Source organism: Staphylococcus sp. IVB6214, from assembly GCF_025558585.1.
GTDB lineage: Bacteria > Bacillota > Bacilli > Staphylococcales > Staphylococcaceae > Staphylococcus.
In genome coordinates, this window is the sequence record NZ_CP094723.1 from 1,886,893 (window position 1) to 1,906,712 (window position 19,820).

Consider the following 19,820-nt stretch of genomic DNA (forward strand, 5'->3'; position numbering starts at 1 on the left):
GGTCTTATATGAACACAATATGAACAACTTGGGCATTTTCTAAAATATTTCCCGGGTAACACCAATACGTACTTCCATCCACCATCATGTGTGCTATGATAGAATGACTTTATATGAAAACGAAAGAGGTATACTTATGACTATCACTTGTTTAATTGTTGATGATGATCCAGATATTCTGTCATACGTCGCTACTCATATTACGCGTGAAGGATACCACGCAGTGACACAACCTAATGCGGAATCTGCGCTTGATTATGTCGCTGATCACGCCATTGATATTGCGATTGTTGACGTTATGATGGATGGTATGAATGGTTTTGAACTGTGCCAAACATTGAAATACGATTATAACTACCCTGTCATCATGCTGACTGCACGTGATGCATTAAGTGATAAAGAGCGTGCCTTCCTAGCAGGAACAGATGACTATGTCACAAAACCATTTGAAGTGGCAGAATTGATGTTTCGTATTAAGGCTGTCTTACGCCGTTATCAAGTGCAAACAGCAATACAAATTGAACTTGGCAACGTTGTGATTAATCAAGCTGAACGTACAACTAAGATCGGGTCAAAAGGGCTTGTGCTTCCCAATAAAGAATTTGAATTATTGAACTTACTCATTGCCTATCCCGAACAAGTATTTGAACGTGAAACACTGATTACAAAAATTTGGGGGTTTGATTATGAAGGAGATACCCGCACAGTTGACGTACACATTAAACGCTTGCGTGGGCGTTTGAAAAAACTGGGCGCAACTATTCAAATTGAAACAATGCGTGGGGTAGGATACCGGGTGACAGATCATGTTTAAATCACTCTACTATCGTCTCGCCTTTTACACGATCACTGTTATGTTGATTAGTGCGATGTTAAGCTTTCTCGTTACGAATGTGTACTATCACTTTGTATTGAAGGAACAAAATGATGCTAAAATCATGACGACATTGAAACGTGCAAATAGCTCCGAAAACATGCATAACGAAGCATCATTTTCTCAATATTTGAACCTACTTGGCGATTTAAACTACCAAGTGATTGCAGTTGATGAAAAGCACAATACTAAGCATTATGGCGCTGCATTTCGTCAGTACAATTTGAATGACAATACGATTGATCACGTGCTCGCTGGAGAAGACTATCATGGTATTCGTGAACGTCCGTTTAATCCTGTCATTACAGGATTCTTTGATAACGAGTCACGCAATACTGTCGGTATGCGATTCGAAACTACATCGGGCAACTATGCTGTCTTTATACGTCCAGACATCAATTATTTATTAGGAGAGTTTCGTTATTTCTTAGTCGTATTAATCTTCCTTCTCGTAGCATTTTCAATCATTCTTGTCATTTGGTCGACTTATGCATTGGTTAAGCCTGTTAAACAATTAAAAACTGCAACAGAACGGATGATGGCTGGTGATTTTACTACGCCTATTGCTGTTACACGGACGGATGAAATTGGTACGTTACAACAACATTTTGATACGATGCGTGTGTCTCTCAAGCAACTCGATGATATGCGCCAACATTTTGTTCAAAATGTATCACATGAGTTTAAGACACCTTTAACGCATATTCACCATTTGTTGACACAATTGCAAAATGAGTCCGATCAAGAAATACAAACACAGTTTATTCAACGTATTTACAATGAAACCCATCGTTTAAGTCAGCTGACACAACAACTTCTGCTTTTATCAGAAATGGATAATGGGGGACATCTCCAATTCGATGAGACTTTCCAATTGAATACGCTCATTCAAGATATATTGACGAATGAACGCTATACAATCGAACAAAAATCACTGAGTCTCGTTTATGAATTAGCGGATATCTCCTATACAGGCAATCAGCGTCTTTTGACTCAAGCGATTGGCAATATTATCCGCAATGCGGTTAAATACACGCCAGAATTTGGTATGATAGACATTCAATTATCTCAACAGACCAACGGTATCGTTATTTCAGTTGAAGACGATGGCCCAGGAATGGATCCAGAAACAATCTCACATATTTTTGAACGCTTTTACAAAGCTTCTTCACATACCGATAGTAATGGACTCGGATTGTCAATTACACAATCTATTATTGAACGGCACGGTGGTACCATTGATGTACAAAGTACGCCTAACGTTGGTACGGTATTTACTATGACATTACCAAACACTTAAACACAAAAAAGCCATTGGCTGAAAGAAAGTCGTTTTTGATAACTGTCTTTTCAATCCAATGGCTACTTTTTATTTTGCTTCAGAATTTAATTGTAAATATTTCACAACATCTTGATTGACTGTTTCATACAATGCATTATCATCACTTAATTTCGTACCGAACGATGGTATCATTTCTTTAATTTTTGGTTCCCATTCAGAGAATGTGCCACCAAATGTACGTTGTAAGACGTCTAACATTACTGGCACTGCTGTTGATGCTCCCGGAGATGCACCGAGCAATGCAGCTAATGTGCCATCTTGAGATGCGATAACTTCTGTACCGAATTGTAATGTCCCTTTGCCTTTATCTGTATCTTTGATGACTTGAACACGTTGACCTGCAACTACAACACGCCAATCTTCATTTTTAGCGTTTGGCACGAACTCACGTAAATCATCCATACGTTCATCGTTAGATAACATCAGTTGTTGCACTAAATATTTTGTCAATGGAATCTCTTTTGCACCCGCTGCTAACATCGTTAAGAGATTGTTCGGTTTTACTGACTTGATCAAGTCAAAATATGAGCCTTGTTTCAAGAATTTTGGCGAGAATCCCGCAAAAGGTCCGAATAACAATGTACGTTCTCCATCAATATATCGTGTATCTAAATGAGGTACTGACATTGGTGGTGCCCCTACTTTTGCCTTACCGTAAACTTTCGCATGATGTTTTTCTACAACATCTGGATTTTTACATACAAGGAACAAGCCACTTACCGGGAAACCACCGACATGTTTGGACTCTCGAATACCTGTTTTTTGGAGCAATGGTAAACTTGCACCACCCGCACCAATGAAGACGAATTTAGATACGACTGTAAACACCTTATCTTCCTTAATATCACGTATTTTAATCGTCCATGTCTTATCTTTATTTTGCTTCAAGTCCAACACTTCATGTTCATAATAAACACCTGCACCACGCTCTTCAATACGTGTGAGCAATTGTCCTGTCAATGCACCAAAGTTCACATCTGTACCTGAATAATCACGTGTTGCAGCGATTGGTGTCGTTAAATTTTGACGGCCTTCCATCATTAATGGGATCCATTCTTTCAATGTGTCTGGCTCATCGGAAATCGTCATATTTTTGAAAAGATTATTATCTTTCAATGCTTCAACACGCGCTTTCAAGAAACGTACATTGTCCGTCCCTGTCACAAAACTCATGTGTGGTACAGAACGAATAAACTTTTTAGGTTCTGGTAGTTGCCCTGTTTTAACTAAATGCGCCCAAAACTGCTTAGATACTTGAAACTGTTCGTTAATATGGATGGCTTTCGTAATATCAATGGAACCATCCGCCTGCTCTTTCGTATAGTTGAGTTCACACAATGCGGAATGCCCTGTTCCTGCATTATTCCATGCATTCGAACTTTCTTCGGCGCACTTTCCGAGACGCTCAAACACACTAATCTCCCAATCTGGTTGTACTTCTTTCAACAGCATACCTAGCGTCGCACTCATAATACCGCCACCAATGAGCACAACATCTGTCTTGTTATGTAAGTTATTCATAACAATCCAGTCCCCCTTTTCGTTTGTTCATATTTTGTGTGACATAAAAATCAACGTTATACAAAGTGTGATGATTTCCCCGGCAAAAATAGGTGTTACCCATTTTCACAATCTGTTGCTTTACTCACTTCGTCAATGACAACGTGATTCTCATCTCTCTGCAACTTTAGTGCTGAATATATAAAAATTCTTAATACTTCAATTATAACGCTAAAGACCTTAATAAAAAAGCGCTTACTTATAAAAATTATTCACATATATAAAAATCATTTATTCTTTAATTTTCACAGGTATATATCCTTGTATTTACTGATTTTTTAAGTGATGACTCTAAGTAATAGGCAAACAAACTATTTAAAACAACTGATATCAAAGGTTACATACGTTTCCATTTAAGTTTCTATGCTATAATGAGCAAAAAGAAGCAAATTGAGGGATGCATCATGAAGTCAGTTACATTCTTAATGCATAATATTTATGCTATGGGTGGTACTGTTAAAACCATTAGCAATCTCGCTAATGAACTTGCCAGACAGGGTCATCCTGTTAAAATCATTTCTATTTTTCAATCAAAAAAACAACCATATTTTGAGTTAGATTCACGTGTTGAAGTGGTCTCTCTTGTTGACTATCAGTTAAAAATTCGCAATGTCATACCATTGTTTGCCAATCGTATTCGTAAGTTCACACCTTTACTCAAGCCAAAAAAACTTTCAAAGCATGAGCCTGGATACACGCAATTCTCCAGTTATGTGGAACGCAAACTTATACGTGCAATTCAACAAGATACGTCTGATGTATTTGTCGGCACACGTGCAAGTTTTAATATTTTGCTTGCGCGTTATGGACAAAAAAAGCAATACCGCATCGGCATGGAGCATATGAATCTTACTGCACATACAGAAGATTTTCGCAAAGAAATATTACGCTCCTATACACAGTTAGATGCAGTAACAACACTCACTTCTAAAGATCAAGCACTTTATCAACAGGCACTTCCTGAAACACCTATTTTTATTGTTACAAATATGCTTGCAGAAAAACGTCATCATATGATGAAGAAAAATCAAATCATCGCTGCAGGACGCTTTTCATATGAGAAAGGCTTTGACTTACTCATTGAAGCTATCTATCACATTCAGGAAGAACTGCGCGAAGAAGGATATACCGTACATATCTTTGGAGACGGAACGGAGAAAGAAGCATTGACACAGACAATTAATTATATGCGCCTTCAAGATATCGTGTTTCTTCGTCCAACCACACAGCAACTCAGTACACACATGGCAGAAAGTAAAATCACTTGTATCCCATCCCGTAACGAAGGTTTTGGTTTAACGATATTAGAGGCAATGAATCAAGGGAGTATTATCGTGAGCTTCGATGAGAACGTTGGCCCTTCATCACTGATTCAACATGGTCATAATGGTTTTCTCGTTCCTTACGGCAATGTTGAAAAGCTCAGCCTTCAATTATTAGATATTATCCAAAAACTTCACGGTCAACATCTTAAACAGATTAAAGCTGCTGGTTACGAGACTGTCGCAGCGCATGCACCTGAAAAAATTTACGAACAATTTAACAATATGTTAGCTTCACTTGATAAATAAACTTCATATACAACATGAAAAGCGTTCATCTCCCCTTCACTTAGGAAAGATGAACGCTTTTTTATATGTTGACCATTCATTAACTAATCAATAGTGACAAGATGAACGTCCAAATACACCAGATGATTAATAGTGCAAAACTATATTTTAATGTCATTTTTAGAAGTTCTGATTCTTTACCAACTTGTTTAACGGCTGCAGTTGCAATCGCGATAGATTGTGGTGAAATTAATTTTGCAATCGAACCACCAGCAGTATTTGCTCCGACTAGAAGTGCACCGCTTGTACCTACTTGAGGCGCTACTGATGCTTGAATTGGTGCAAATAATGCATTGTTATTTACAACAGAACCTGTCATAAATACACCAATCCAACCTAAGATAGGTGATAAGAATGGGAAGATAGCACCTGTTTTTGAGACACCTTCACCCATTGCAGCTGTTAAGCCACCATAAGTTGTTAACTTCGCAATCGCTAAAATCATACAGATTGTTAGAATTGGTAACCATAACTCTTTGAAGGCTTCAGCGAGCAACTCACCTGCACGTTTGAAATCGATTGTTTTCGCTAAAATAACTGTGATAACACCAGTGATTAATAATGCTGTACCAGTCTGATTCAATAAGTTGAATAACAATGTAATCGGTTGGTTCGAAACATCGTTCATTGTGCCTGGAAGTGGAATCTTAATTGTTAAGAATTCTAAAGCGCCACCTTCCATAAATAAACCTTTAAATGTATTTGTACTCCAGATAAGTACAAGTACTGTTAGGATACCGAATGGGCTCCAAGCATATAAGATTTCTTTCACATTATGACGCTTCACTTCGACTTTAGATTCTTCTGTGTTTAAACGGAAGATATTTTTAGGTTGGAATTTTTTAGATACTAATGCCAACGTTGCCATAGATGCTAACGGTGGTAAAATATCAACTAATTCTGGCCCTTGAACAAAACTTAAAATAATTTGTAATACAACATAAGGTACAACTGTTGCAATAATTGCTGGTAATGTTTCACGAATTCCTTTGAAACCATCTAGGATAAAGATTAATAAAAATGGTACAAAGAATGTAAGAATCGGTAAGCTATAATTGAGTGAACGTGCAACATCTAATGCAGTAATGTTGCCGTGTAAGCCTAACGTATCAATCACTGCGACTGGTAGACCGATCGCACCATAAGCACCCGCAGCACCATTAGCGATTAGACAAAGCATTGCGGCTTTTAATGGTTCGAAACCTAATTGTGCAAGTAATACGGCACAAATGGCAATCGGTACACCAAAGCCTGCAACCCCTTCTAAGAATGCGTTGAAACAGAAACCGATTAATAACAGTTGAATACGTTGGTCTTCAGAAATTGTTGTAATACTGTCTTGAATAACTGAAAACTGACCTGTTGCAACAGTGACTTTATACAACCAAACGGCCATCATAACAATGAACCCGATTGGTAATATACCTTGATAAAAGCCTTCTACAATTCCACCAGTCGCAATACCAACTGGTAACTTGAACACAAATAGCGCAACAATAATTGTAACGACTAATGTCGTTAATGCTGCATAAATCCCTTTCATTTTAAATACTGTTAAACAGAGTAAAAACAAAACAATCGGGATACTTGCGACCAATGCAGATAGCGCAAGATTTTGGAATGGATCAAATGAATGTACTAACATCTCTTTCATCTTCCTTTAATATTTATTTACTTACTTTAAAATAAATCTGATTGTGATTTATTTCACATGTAAAATATACCACTTATATTATAGCAAATCAATATGTTATCTTAATTTTTTTATAATAAAAAATATTTTCCATTTTCCCACAACCGTTTATTAAAATAAGATATTTTCTTAGGGGATTTATTCTACACTATTTCCATAACATTCAACAATTAAGTTGTTTTGAATTTATAATCAAGTGTTATATAAAGGTCAGACTACCTTAAAAAAAGAAAAGGATTGGATGCATCACATCCAACCCTCTTAGTTCATATTATTGACGATATGCAGGATCTACAATTTTTACATCTCCTGCTTTATCAACAGTCACAATAGTATACGTACCTGGATTTGCTTGATTTAAGAAGCTGAAAACATACATATAATATCCATCTTCACCTTCTGCAGCATAATCATTATAAGGATTATCATAACCATTGAATTGATTTACTTCTGCATTTGCTTTTTGTAATGCACCTTGAAATTCTGGTAACAATTCCTGTGCTTGTTGATCACTTAATGGTTGACGCACCAGGTTTTGTGCAACCGGAACGACATTCTGACCTTGATAAGGACCTGTCGCATTCGTTGGTGCAGTTGCTTGTTGATCATTGTTTTGTGTTTTAGCTGTTTGCTCATGATCATCAGCAGTTGCTGCTTGTTGTGTTTGATCATCTGTTTGAGAATTCTCTGTTTTGTCTTTCTCAGCATGATTTGTTTCTGTCTCTTTTGATGCTTTTTCATCTTTCTCTGTTGATTTTTGCTGTTTTTGTTCTGTTTTTGGTTCTGTTTTCTTGTCTTTTGATTCGTTATTACTGTCATCGTTAGAACATGCTGCTAATACAAGTGCGAATGCAAAAAGGCCGGCTAATAATCTTTTCATAAATATTACCTCCAAGTTATTTATATGCACTACTTGACTATATTTTACACCTTTTAACGCACATAACAAATAATCTTCCTAATATGTCACATTATTGTTTTAAAGTATCTGTCGCAATCGGCATCTCCATCAAATCATCTTCTTCAACATGTCCACCCATCACAAAGTCTAGTGTTCCAGTTTTAGCCATTCCCTGCTTCTTATAAAAATGAATGGCTTGACGATTCTCTGGCCACACACCTAACCAAATTGCCGTCTTACCTGCTTCTCTTGCTAGGTTTAACGCTTTATCAAACATCAACTGTCCTAAGTGTTGACCATGATATGTTTCGTATAAATAGATTCGTTGAATTTCAGCGTAATCTTCACCTTTATCAACAGTCTGTGCGTTCCCCACGTTTAACTTGAAGTATCCAGCGACTCTTCCTTCTACTACAAGTAAATAGAACTGTGATTCTGAATGCGTCACTTCTCGTGTCAATGATTCATAAGAAAACGCAGAATCAATGTAATCTTGAAAGTATTGATCATCTTCGTCATCTTCACGATACGCATCTTCAAACGTTTCTATACTCACACGTCGTAATAGCTCCACTTGTTCAGTCGTTACGCGTTCAAAACGATAGTCCATCTCAATCCCTCCTTGCCCTGTCACTTTAGTTATAACCTATTCATGCCTTTCATTGCAACAATCTTTCAAACCCTGTTATAGTGAAGTTGTACATATCTCACAACAACTGAGGAGGTTACACCCATGCAATCATTCAAATCATATGTTTTAACAACAACTGAAGAAGGCACGACAGCAGGATTCAAAACATTAACCTTTGATGACTTATCCGAAGGGGATGTGACAGTCCAAGTCCATTATTCAAGCATTAATTACAAAGATATGCTGGCAACACAACCGAGCAACAAAATAATCCGACAATATCCACGCATTCCTGGCATTGACTTTTCGGGCATTGTCATCGAATCACAACATCCAAACTTTCAAAAAGGAGACCGTGTACTTGCAACAGGGTACGATATCGGTGTCTCACATGACGGTGGCTTTAGTGAAGTTGCACGTGTCAAAGGAGATTGGCTTGTGCCATTACCAGATAATCTGACTCTGGAAGAAGCGATGATTATCGGAACAGCAGGGTATACCGCTGCACTATCTGTATCTGCACTTGAGCAAAACGGACTCTCACCAGAAAAAGGTCCTGTCCTAGTACGGGGTGCTTCTGGCGGTGTCGGAACGATGGCAATCATGATGTTACATCGACTTGGTTACGATATCATTGCAAGCTCTAGCCTTACAGAACAATTCGAAGTATTTCAGACAATAGGCGCATCACAATGTATTGACCGCATTGATGAACTTACATCAAAAGCACTTCATAAAACGGAATGGCAAGGTGTCATTGACCCAGTTGGCGGCTCGTCATTGGGAGAAGTGCTCAAGCGTATCCATCCATCAGGTGCGATTGCATTAAGTGGCAATGCCGGGGGCGCTTCTTTTGAAAGTTCTGTATTTCCATTCATCTTACGTGGCGTTCGTTTGATCGGCATTGATTCAGTCTATACACCAATGCCTTATCGTCAATCTATTTGGGACCGTTTAGCAACTGATTTGAAACCTGATCATCTTCATACAGTTAAGCAAGTAGTTCCTTTTGATAAACTAACTGATGCAATCAAGTCATTCAATACCCCTTCTCATCAAGGACGTATGATTATCGATATGGGACAGGAATAAAACACAATCACGATTATAAGAGCAAGTGACATTCATTGTTCACTTGCTCTTTTATATTATGATTTTTGCATCGTTAATTGATATTCATTATCATTTGTAAGATAATAAAAGTAATAACTATGCGAGAGGTGTCTATAAATGAAAGATTTAACAATCATCGGGGGCGGGCCAGCCGGTCTCTTTGCAAGTTTTTATGCGGGATTAAGGGAGATGTCCGTGCGTCTCATTGATGTACAACCACATTTAGGGGGCAAGATGCAACTCTACCCGGAGAAGATTATTTGGGATATTGGGGGCATTGCGCCAAAAACAAGTTATGAAATTATTCAAGATATGATTCAACAAGGCAGACACTTTAACCCAGAAGTTCATCTCAACACAAAAGTCATCGATATTAAAAAGCATGCGGAACAACATTTTGAAATCATCACTGAAGATGGGACATCTTATACATCTCGTTCTGTTATTTTGGCAATTGGTGGGGGGATTATTAAACCCCAATCACTGAATATTGCTGGAGCAGAACGCTTTGAACTGACTAACTTACACTACGTTGTTCAAAAATATGAACACTTCAAAGATAAACACGTACTCATCTCAGGATCTGGCAATGCAGCTCTAGACTGGGCAAGAGACTTATCTAACTATGCCAAAAGCGTGACATTAGTCTATCGCAAAAAAGATATCTCTGGACATGAAGCGATGTCTAAGATTCTTCACGATCTCGACGTCAAAAAGATGCCGAATCACAGAATTGTCCAGCTCAACAATACCGATCATGATCCAAATACGATTGATGAAGTGATATTAGAACATACGGAGTCAGGCTCAAAAACTACGATTAAGGTTGATGAAGTGATTATTGGTCACGGCTTCGAAAGAGATATCAGCCTTCTACACGATGTCAACTTGGATATCGACTTGATCGATGAATATTTCATCGCCGGCCAAGGAAATTCTACAACAACAGTTCCCGGCGTCTTTGCCTGCGGAGATATCGTACAACACCCGGCCAAAGTACACCTTATCGCTAGTGCTATTAGCGATGGCGCACATGCTGCTAACAGTGCCAAACAATATGTTCAGCCTGAAGCGACTAAGGATGGTTTTGTTTCAAGTCACAATGAAGTATTCCGAGAAGCTAACAAGAAATATTTACCGTCATAAAAAAGGGGCTGGGACATAATTCCCAGCTCTTTTACAAAAAAGGTCTAATTTGGTGTCGAAAAACACTAAATTAGACCTTTTTTATAGATATCATTTAAAAAAATAAAACACTTCCCGTATAATTGTTAATAACCACAAAAACAATGAAAGGAAGTGCCTTATATGTATAAAGAGTATAACATTTCTCAGCTTAGTCTGCCAATTGAAACTGAAATTTCTTTTCCCGAGAGTGATATTGCCCTCATTATTAATAAACTTGTAGAATCTATTCCCCAAGAAACTTTTAATCAATATTACAACCATAGAGGTCCTTCATCTTATCATCCTAAAATGATGTTAAAAATCGTTTTATACAGCTATACACAGTCTGTCTTTTCTGGTAGAAAAATGGAATTTCTACTTAAAGATAGTTGTCGTATGATGTGGTTAGCTCAAGGACAAGTCCCTTCATATCGTACAATCAATCGCTTTAGAGTTAATCCACACATGATAGATTTTATACAAGTTCTATTTGTGGGTCTTAGAGCGCAATTATTAGAAGACAAAGTGATTACAGAAGACGCCCTTTATATAGATGGAACGAAGATAGAGGCTAATGCCAATAAATATACTTTTCAATGGCTAGGTAGCACTAAGCATTTTAGTAAAGGGGTTATTGAAAAATCCAATGCGGTGTATAAACAGTTAATTTCAGAGAAGATCATACCTGAAATTAAGAGAGAATCTTCTGATGAACTAACGAAAGAAGAATTAAATCGTATTGAGATGCATTTAGATGATAAAAATGAAACGCTCACTTCTAAAATTGAAGCATCTCAAAGTGTAGAAATAAGAAAGACATTAAGAAAACAAAGAAGTAAAGTTAGAAAATATAAAAAAGCAATCAAAGATTTTAAAGATCGTAAAATAAAATATGATGAGCAGATGGAAATTTATGGTGACAGAAAAAGCTATTCTAAAACAGATCATGATGCGACCTTTATGAGAATGAAAAATGATCATATGAAGAATGGACAATTAAAGCCTGGCTATAATCTGCAGATTGCGACGAACAATCAGTTCATTTTGGCATTTGGTGTGTATAGTAATCCGGGTGATACGCGAACACTTCCTTCTTTTTTAAAATCAACCAAAGAATTATACGGTGACATTCCAGAGTACATTGTAGCTGATGCGGGATATGGTAGCGAACAAAACTATACGATGATTCTTGATGAATTCGAGAAAACACTACTCATCACATATAGTATGTATTTAAAAGAGAAGAAAAGAAAATATAAAAATAATCCATTCATAACAGCTAATTGGAAATATAATGAAATAGATGACTATTATGTATGTCCGAATAACAAAGAATTGCATTTCAAAAGTTATAGAAAAAGAAGAGACGGATATGGTTATCAGAGAGATTTCAAATTATATAAATGTGAAGATTGTGTTGGATGTCCTTTACGAAATGAATGTATGAATTACAGAACCAACCCAACTACAACAAAAAGCTTATATAAAAATCCAACTTGGGATTATTTTAAAGCATTCACAAATAAGCAGCTTTCAGATCCAAAAACGAAAGGCATCTACAAAAAACGAAAAATAGATGTCGAATCAGCATTTGGAAATCTGAAGGCTAATTTGGGTTTCCAAAGGTTATCAGTTCGCACTCAATCAAAGGTTGAATGCGAATTAGGAATCGCACTTATGGCAGTAAACATCAGAAAACTAGCCAGATAAGTGCTAGTTTTTTAGTAAATAATAAGAAAAAAGCCGTTAAAATCTTAAAAAAGAATTTTAACGGCTTTTTTTGAAGGGAAATTGAGCGCCTATGTCTCAGCCCCTTTTTGCTATTCTGCGTCTCTTGGTTCTTTTAGAATGGCTTGTCTGAGTAAGAAGAATAACAGGATAAAGCCAGCTGTAATGACAACGTGGCCGATTCCTGCAAAGCCTGAAAATGAAGCGGGTACTTCTTGTCCAGAAATTTGCATAAAGCCTTTAGCAAATTGCATACTCACTGTCACAATCACACCTGTGTTGTAAATAATATAAAACCAATTGAACAAATAGTAGCTACTAATTTTGAATAGCTTTTCAATAGAGATTAATATTAAAAATACAAACATACCTAATGTCAACAAGTGTGTATGCATCACACTCATTTGTGTATCTCCTGTAAAGTTATAGTGCAATGTTAATTCGCGATAACCAAAACCACTAAACAATCCAAGTACAGTATAAAACATAAACGCATATAAAATTCTTTTCATGTGTAACGCACACTCCATATTTACACAAAGAGATAGGATATATGAAATAAAAATTTGATAAACAGCATCCAATCTCTTGCATTATTTCACGTATCATTATCCTTATTTCTAAAGAGACTGTCAATGTCAATTACTTGTCAGTTTTCGTAAGATTACGCTGTTTAAACAATGCAACCGCAGACACAATCAACGCAAGTATCGATACAATCCATAATGCTGTTTGTCCACCTGTTGATGGTGTTTCTTCATGTTCAGTATCCGCCGCCTTCACCTTCGTCACTGGAGCAGGTGTCTCACTCTTCTCATCTTCATCTGTCCAACGTACCACTGTCCCATCTTTGTATGTTTGAGTCGCCTTCCATTTGAATTCACCCGCTTCTTCCGGGTTCGCTACTACAATCGGGAAGTCAACATGTTCATGAGGACCAATCCCTTTGTTTGTTGCCGTCCAAGTAACCTTCTCAATATTACCTTTACCATCTTTCTTAAAGCTATGTTTAAAGCCATTCACAGGTTGTACAGTCGATAGCGATACACCTTTAGGCACTTCCAACTCTAACTTCACCGTCTGATCATTACGCTCTACTGGTACGCGCACACTATACTCTTCATATGATCCCGGTTCACTGACTTGTGGGTTTAACGTGACATGCGCTTCTGCCACACCTACCGTTCCGAGAGTTGTTACAACAACAAATCCGAAACTTGCCAATAATTTATTTAATTTCATCCAATCACTCCTATTATTTTATAATGGCGCTGCAATTTGACTCATAATAACTCCTGCTAGTATGAGTAAAACTCCTATTATTATTTCAAAATATAACATCGGTTGCTGAATTTTCCGCTTTTTGTTCATCGCCCAAAATGTTTGGATAGCACCTAATCCCATCAATACAATTGTCAAACTAATCTTTGTTAACCATAAAACACTATATGTTGTTTGTTGTGTCACAATCGCCTGAATAGATGTTGCATCTATTGACATCAGTAAGCCCGTCACAATAATAACAATGACAGCCCCTATGTTTGTTTTTAATAATACATCACGTAAAATTAAAACATACGAATGCTGTTGATGTGACTGTATATAAGCATAGAGATAAATGAAACTACCAAGCCACACAGCAATTCCTACTAAATGTAAAGTTCGCAATAACAAGGCATACAGCGGAATATCTTGTGCCCAAACATGTCCTGAACTTGCTAAACTGATCAATATTAATACTGGCATTGCATGATACCAAATAGGTTCCATCTGTCTAAGCGAAAATAAAATGACTGTTATCATCAACGCTACCATTGCGAGAAGAAATGGAAAGGATATCCATGTTGACAAGTCAAGTCGTAATAGTTGTTGAATCGCATTGCGTGATAGAGTCATTAAATAAACCAAACTCGTTGCTCCTATCAACATCACGAGTATCCATGCAATACTTCGATACTTTGGCAAAACATCAAATGTCGGCGCACTCGCCTGTGCCATAATACGATTAACGATGTAGAGACCTGTTAAGAGCAATACAGTTCCTTGCATCACAAACCGTAAAACACCCAACCACCAGTAAGCATCAGCATAAAATGGTTTTGAAATATCAATATACTTCGCGGTTTGTGTACCAATTGAAAATTGATACTGTCCTGAAACTTCATGACCATCGGGTGATACCGCTTGCCACTTTACTGCATATGTCCCTTCATCGTACTGTTGCGTTCGAAAAATGACTGTATCGGAATAGCCCGTTTGATCAGAATGTAGTTGTTCTACTTGATGTCCTTTATCATTGTAAAGTTGTACTTCTGTGTAACGTACATTCACTGGATCACTGAACTTTAACTTAATCTCGTCAGGCGCATTGGATACCACTTCATCTTGCATTGGCTGGTGGTTTTCTAATGAAACATGTGCAGATGCTACATTAAAATATCCCCCTACTACAAAAATCATCGCAATAAGTATCCCCCATAATAGCCCTGTACGTCTTGCAATACTCATAACTTACCTCCCATAATGCATCCTTCTCAAAACATATATTATAAACAATGCTTTAAGACAATATAAATATCATATATTATCTATCATGCGCTACATTTATATTTGTTTCAAGTATAAATTTTAGGACATGCTAAAAAACACCTTTCAATCGGACTTTATACCGATTAAAAGGTGCCATACAAACTATCTATTAAGTTGTGACAGTTTCTTCTTCAACCACTACATCATCATTCAGACCTACCATCGCTTCTGAGATGTTACGTGAATTGTATCCGATACGTTCTAATACACCGATCATATCAACATATAATAATCCACCGTCTGTTGAACATACACCGCGGTTAAGACGTTTAATATGGTCTTTACGCAATCGGTGTTCAATCGTAAAGGCTTCTTGACTACGTGCAGCCACTTCGTCTTTTTTCGTTGTATCATATACATCAAGTGTTTCTAACGCTTTATCGAATGACTCCTCTACGAACGTAAAGAGTTTGTCGATACCCTTTTGCGCATCGTCTGTAAGATTGATATCCTTCTGATTCTGACGATCAATGAGATCAATATATTCTTTAATGCGATTCGATACTTTTAAGACTGTTCGATTTATGTCTAACATCACTGCTAAACGCTCAACATCTTTTTTATTAACATCTTTTGTTGAAATACGTACAAGATAACTTCTAATACTATCTGTGATTGTTTCGACAGCTTGATGTTTTTGTTCAATTTGTTTCATGAACTTTTTATCAATGGCATCTGTGTGATGCACATCATCTAACATCGTTTGAACAATACGCCCCACATTTTGTAATTCTTTTTGCGTTTCTTGTAGTGCGACACTTGGCGCATGGTATACAAGGTCATGATTCAAGTGCTGTGGTTTGTATTCCTCTGTAATATCTTTGCCCGGTACAATTTTCGTTACGATCCAGGCAAGGGCACCCACAAATGGTAATTGAATTAATGTATTTGTTACGTTGAACGCACCATGCGCAAAGGCAATTGCCATCGCTGGCTTCAAGTTCCATGCTTCTTGAATAAAGCCAACTGCATGAATAACCAATGGCATGAACAGTGAGAAGATAATCACACCGATTACATTAAAGATAACATGTACGAATGCCGCACGTTTCGCTGCTAATGAACCGGCTAAACTTGCTAATACAGCTGTTATCGTTGTTCCAATGTTATCACCAAGTAAGACTGGAATTGCACCGTAAAGTTCAATTAAGCCTTCACCGTAAAATTCTTGAAGAATACCAATTGTTGCGCTTGAACTTTGTACAAGTGCTGTCAAACCAACACCAGCTATAATACCGTATAATGGGTTCGATGACATATCAAGCATAATCTGTCTGAATCCATCTAATTCGGCTAATGGCTTCACAGCACCACCCATAAACTCCAAACCGAAGAAAAGTGAACCAAAACCAAATAAAATACGTCCGATATTTTGAATCTTAGACTTTTTAAAGAAGAAAATTAAGAATGTACCGAGGGCAAGAATAGGCATTGCATATTCGCCTAAGTCGATACCAATGATGAAGGCTGTTACCGTTGTTCCGATGTTTGCCCCCATGATAACACCGATTGCTTGCTTTAACGTCATAAATCCAGCAGTAACAAGTCCAATTGTAATAACTGTTGTCCCCGAACTACTTTGAATCAAAATGGTCACAATCATACCTGCTAATACACCTAATAGTGGGTTAGATGTAAACTTATTTAAGATATCGCGCAAACGATCTCCTGCTGAAGCTTGTAAACCGTCTCCCATTACTTTCAATCCGTAAAGGAAAATACCAAGTCCTCCTAAGAATGAAAAGATGACTTGTGTGATTGACATTTCCATGATTTCACCTCTAAAATATATGTCTTTTATTTTTTTACATTTTATTCAAAATCGATACAATTCACAGTATGACCGATAAATGTAAATTTAATGTTAAGATGGTGTGAATTTTGTTTTAATTTCTTTTCTCACGTCGGAAATGGGACGTAAGGAGCTGAGACAGAGTGCTCAGTTCCTGTTTTTAAGATGTAGAAATAAGTGTAATGGCGGTAGGTATCTGAAGTGAAAATGCGTTTTTACAAACTTTTTCCACTTCTAGTCCCACTCCCATCGTTGTTGAATCCATATTTTTTCTTAAATAAATCATCACTATATCTGATCCTGTATGTTCTTTACGCCCAAAAAAGCGTATGATAGTGTTATTCACTTGAAACAAAGGAGATACTCTATGATTACAGCATATCGAAACAATGACGCACTTGAAGTTGTCACTACTGAAACATGGCAAGATGCACAGTGGCTGAACGTGACTAAACCGACGCATGATGAAGTGCAATCATTAATTCAAACATATGGCTTCCCAAAAGACTTTCTCGAAGATGCACTCGACAGTGAAGAAAGCTCCCGTATTGAATATGATGATGACAGTGGCTACTCATTGATTATTAGTGACTTACCCATTAGCAAGTCTGGAAAATATGAACTCAAAAGCTTCACAACACTGCCACTCGGTATTATTATCGGTAAAGATCTGATTGTCACTGTTTGTGCCAAACCCGTCCCGTACTTAGAACATCTCACCTTGAAGTGCATTAACTTGAACTATAAGAGTCAATTTGCCTTGAAGTTAATGTACGAGATGGCCGCACAATACAACCGAAGTTTACGCTTATTAAACAAAGAACGTCGACAAGTCGAGCATAACTTGCAACAACGTGTCACAAATACCCGCCTCTACTTGTTGAGCGAAATTGAGAAAAGCTTGGTTTATTTCTTAGGTTCACTTAAAACAAATGCATCAACAATTCGACAATTATTCCGTCTCCCTGCCATCAAACGGTTTGATGAAGACGAAGAACTACTTGAAGACTTACAGAACGAACATCAACAGGCGGTAGAAACGACTGAGCTTTATCTGCGTATTGTTGAAAGTATGTCAAATTCATATGCATCACTCTTATCTAATCAACTCAATACCACGATGCAGACTTTGACGATTTTCACCGTGCTACTCACTTTACCAACATTAGTTTTTAGTTTCTTTGGTATGAATGTGCCACTACCTATCGACGATCATAGTGCACTTTCTTGGATTATTATCATTGTTATTTCGTTTACACTTGTATTGATTACATCCACCTTGTTATGGCGCAGCAACAAATAATCTCTACACATAAGAAAAAGCGAGTAAAATCCCCAAATTTTACTCGCTTCTTTATATGCCTTTTTATAATTCTTCTGCATTACGATATTTCTTTTGTTTAGACAAGACAAATGTCACAACAATACTTACTACGAATGCAATACACATACCGATAATGTAGTGCGTCCAAGAACCGGGTGCAATAGAGATGACACCTGGAATCCCTGCTGCACCTAATGCTGTTGCTTTAACTTTGAAGAATGCAACATATGCTGCGCCAAGACCTGAGCCAACCATTGCGCCAATGAAAGGATAGCGTAACTTCAAGTTTACTCCGAACATCGCTGGTTCTGTAATACCTAATACAGCTGATACACCTGCTGCAGATGCAACCCCTTTTAACTTTTTATTTTGTTTAATTAATAAGAATGCTGCAAGTGCTGCACCACCTTGTGCCATGTTTGACATTGCTGCGATTGGGAAGATGAATGAACCGCCTGTTTTCGCTTGTTCTGCAATTAATGATGTTTCAACAGCAATAAAGCTATGATGCATACCTGTAATCACAATCGGTGCATAGAATAATCCGAAAATCAAACCACCAATGGCACCACCTGCTTCATACAGGAATGTTAATCCATCTGTTAACCAGTAACCCATTGTACGTGTGATAGGTCCTACGAATAAGAATGTGACGAATGCCGTAAATAATAATGCGAACAACGGTGTTAATAAGTTGTCTAATACTGTTGGAATAATGCGACGTAATCCACGCTCTAGCATTGCTAAAATATATGCTGATACAAGAATTGGTAAGACTTGACCTTGATAACCTACTTGCGCAATTGATAGACCTAAGAATTCCCATTTCGGAATTGGGTCACCATTTGCGATAGCTTCCGGATAAGCATAACCATTCATCAAATCAGGGTGTACCATGATTGCACCTAATGCAGCACCTAAGAAAGCGTTGCCGCCAAAGCGTTTTGCTGCACTAAAACCAATCAAGATAGGTAATAATGCAAAAGGTGCACTTGCGAAAATATTAATCATATTTGCAAACTGTGCAAATTGCGGATACATATCAACAAGAGATTGACTATCAGCAAAAATACCTTTCGCTGTAAAGATATTATTCAATCCCATTAACAAACCACCTGCTACGATTGCAGGTATGATAGGCACAAAGATATCTGATAACATTTTGACAAATCTTTGTAATGGATTACCTTTTTTCTTCTCTTTCTTGACACTTTTATCTTTTGACTCATCTGCTTGAGCAGTACCACCTATTAATTGATCAATCTGCGCATATACTTGATTGACTGTCCCCGAACCGATAATGATTTGGTATTGATCTGATGTTGAGAACGTTCCTTTAACGACATCTAAGTCATTCAATGTTTTCTCATCCACAATACTTTCATCTTTTAACGATAATCTCAAACGTGTAGCACAATGCCCCATCTCTTCAATATTATCTTGACCACCAATGGCATCTAAGATAATTTTGGATTCTTTTTCGTACGCCATATAAT

At 37.3% G+C, this 19,820-nt stretch carries 16 protein-coding genes; 7 read left to right on the plus strand and 9 right to left on the minus strand.

Features of this window, described 5'->3' with window-relative positions; translation table 11 throughout:
- Positions 1–136: 136 nt before the first annotated feature.
- Positions 137–814 carry a response regulator transcription factor gene (locus MUA51_RS09410; RefSeq protein ID WP_262559566.1) on the plus strand — a complete coding sequence of 226 codons (678 nt, stop codon included), beginning with the start codon at positions 137–139 and terminating at the stop codon, positions 812–814.
- Positions 807–2,174: a sensor histidine kinase gene (locus tag MUA51_RS09415; protein ID WP_262559567.1), complete on the plus strand. Its 1,368-nt coding sequence runs from the start codon at positions 807–809 to the stop codon at positions 2,172–2,174. Before MUA51_RS09410 ends, MUA51_RS09415 begins: the two co-directional genes overlap by 8 nt.
- A 69-nt stretch (positions 2,175–2,243) precedes the next feature.
- Here MUA51_RS09415 and mqo read toward each other — a convergent pair whose 3' ends face one another.
- Positions 2,244–3,737: a malate dehydrogenase (quinone) gene (gene mqo, locus MUA51_RS09420; RefSeq protein WP_262559568.1), complete on the minus strand. Its 1,494-nt coding sequence runs from the start codon at positions 3,735–3,737 to the stop codon at positions 2,244–2,246.
- A 443-nt stretch (positions 3,738–4,180) separates the two neighbouring features.
- On the opposite strand from mqo, the gene MUA51_RS09425 reads away from it, so the two are divergent.
- Positions 4,181–5,347: a glycosyltransferase family 4 protein gene (locus MUA51_RS09425; protein ID WP_262559569.1), complete on the plus strand. Its 1,167-nt coding sequence runs from the start codon at positions 4,181–4,183 to the stop codon at positions 5,345–5,347.
- A 79-nt stretch (positions 5,348–5,426) separates the two neighbouring features.
- On the opposite strand, the gene MUA51_RS09430 is transcribed toward MUA51_RS09425, so the two are convergent.
- The 3 genes from MUA51_RS09430 to MUA51_RS09440 all read right to left on the minus strand — a co-directional run bounded on the left by MUA51_RS09430 (position 5,427) and on the right by MUA51_RS09440 (position 8,590).
- Positions 5,427–7,031, minus strand: a complete 1,605-nt coding sequence (locus MUA51_RS09430) for an L-lactate permease (protein ID WP_262559570.1) — start codon at positions 7,029–7,031, stop codon at positions 5,427–5,429.
- Positions 7,032–7,350: 319 nt separating this feature from the next.
- Positions 7,351–7,959, minus strand: coding sequence for a hypothetical protein (locus MUA51_RS09435; RefSeq protein WP_262559571.1), 609 nt, complete (start codon positions 7,957–7,959; stop codon positions 7,351–7,353).
- A 91-nt stretch (positions 7,960–8,050) separates the two neighbouring features.
- The gene (locus MUA51_RS09440; RefSeq protein ID WP_262559572.1) at positions 8,051–8,590 is read right to left on the minus strand and encodes a GNAT family N-acetyltransferase; all 540 of its coding nucleotides are present in this window, start codon (positions 8,588–8,590) and stop codon (positions 8,051–8,053) included.
- Positions 8,591–8,713: 123 nt separating this feature from the next.
- Here MUA51_RS09440 and MUA51_RS09445 point away from each other — a divergent pair, with 123 nt between their 5' ends.
- The 3 genes from MUA51_RS09445 (at position 8,714) to MUA51_RS09455 (ending at position 12,601) form a co-directional block, all read left to right on the plus strand.
- Entirely contained in the window at positions 8,714–9,703 is a 990-nt protein-coding gene (locus MUA51_RS09445; protein WP_262559573.1) for an oxidoreductase, read from the plus strand.
- 138 nt (positions 9,704–9,841) lie between these two features.
- The gene (locus tag MUA51_RS09450; RefSeq protein WP_262559574.1) at positions 9,842–10,870 is read left to right on the plus strand and encodes an NAD(P)/FAD-dependent oxidoreductase; all 1,029 of its coding nucleotides are present in this window, start codon (positions 9,842–9,844) and stop codon (positions 10,868–10,870) included.
- A gap of 162 nt (positions 10,871–11,032) precedes the next feature.
- Entirely contained in the window at positions 11,033–12,601 is a 1,569-nt protein-coding gene (locus MUA51_RS09455; RefSeq protein ID WP_262559575.1) for an IS1182 family transposase, read from the plus strand.
- A gap of 110 nt (positions 12,602–12,711) precedes the next feature.
- Here MUA51_RS09455 and MUA51_RS09460 read toward each other — a convergent pair whose 3' ends face one another.
- The 4 genes from MUA51_RS09460 to MUA51_RS09475 form a co-directional block, all read right to left on the minus strand.
- Positions 12,712–13,131, minus strand: coding sequence for a DUF2871 domain-containing protein (locus tag MUA51_RS09460; protein ID WP_095117734.1), 420 nt, complete (start codon positions 13,129–13,131; stop codon positions 12,712–12,714).
- Between the two features lie 130 nt (positions 13,132–13,261).
- Complete coding sequence (locus MUA51_RS09465) at positions 13,262–13,861, minus strand: YcnI family copper-binding membrane protein (RefSeq protein ID WP_262559576.1); 600 nt, start codon at positions 13,859–13,861, stop codon at positions 13,262–13,264.
- An 18-nt stretch (positions 13,862–13,879) separates the two neighbouring features.
- On the minus strand, positions 13,880–15,127 hold the full coding sequence (locus MUA51_RS09470; protein ID WP_262559577.1) for a copper resistance CopC/CopD family protein: 1,248 nt from the start codon (positions 15,125–15,127) through the stop codon (positions 13,880–13,882).
- Between the two features lie 190 nt (positions 15,128–15,317).
- Positions 15,318–16,973: a Na/Pi cotransporter family protein gene (locus MUA51_RS09475; RefSeq protein ID WP_262560896.1), complete on the minus strand. Its 1,656-nt coding sequence runs from the start codon at positions 16,971–16,973 to the stop codon at positions 15,318–15,320.
- Positions 16,974–17,367: 394 nt separating this feature from the next.
- Here MUA51_RS09475 and MUA51_RS09480 point away from each other — a divergent pair, with 394 nt between their 5' ends.
- Positions 17,368–18,303, plus strand: coding sequence for a magnesium transporter CorA family protein (locus MUA51_RS09480; RefSeq protein ID WP_262559578.1), 936 nt, complete (start codon positions 17,368–17,370; stop codon positions 18,301–18,303).
- A 63-nt stretch (positions 18,304–18,366) separates the two neighbouring features.
- Here MUA51_RS09480 and MUA51_RS09485 read toward each other — a convergent pair whose 3' ends face one another.
- Positions 18,367–19,815, minus strand: a complete 1,449-nt coding sequence (locus MUA51_RS09485) for a sucrose-specific PTS transporter subunit IIBC (RefSeq protein WP_262559579.1) — start codon at positions 19,813–19,815, stop codon at positions 18,367–18,369.
- Positions 19,816–19,820: the final 5 nt, after the last annotated feature.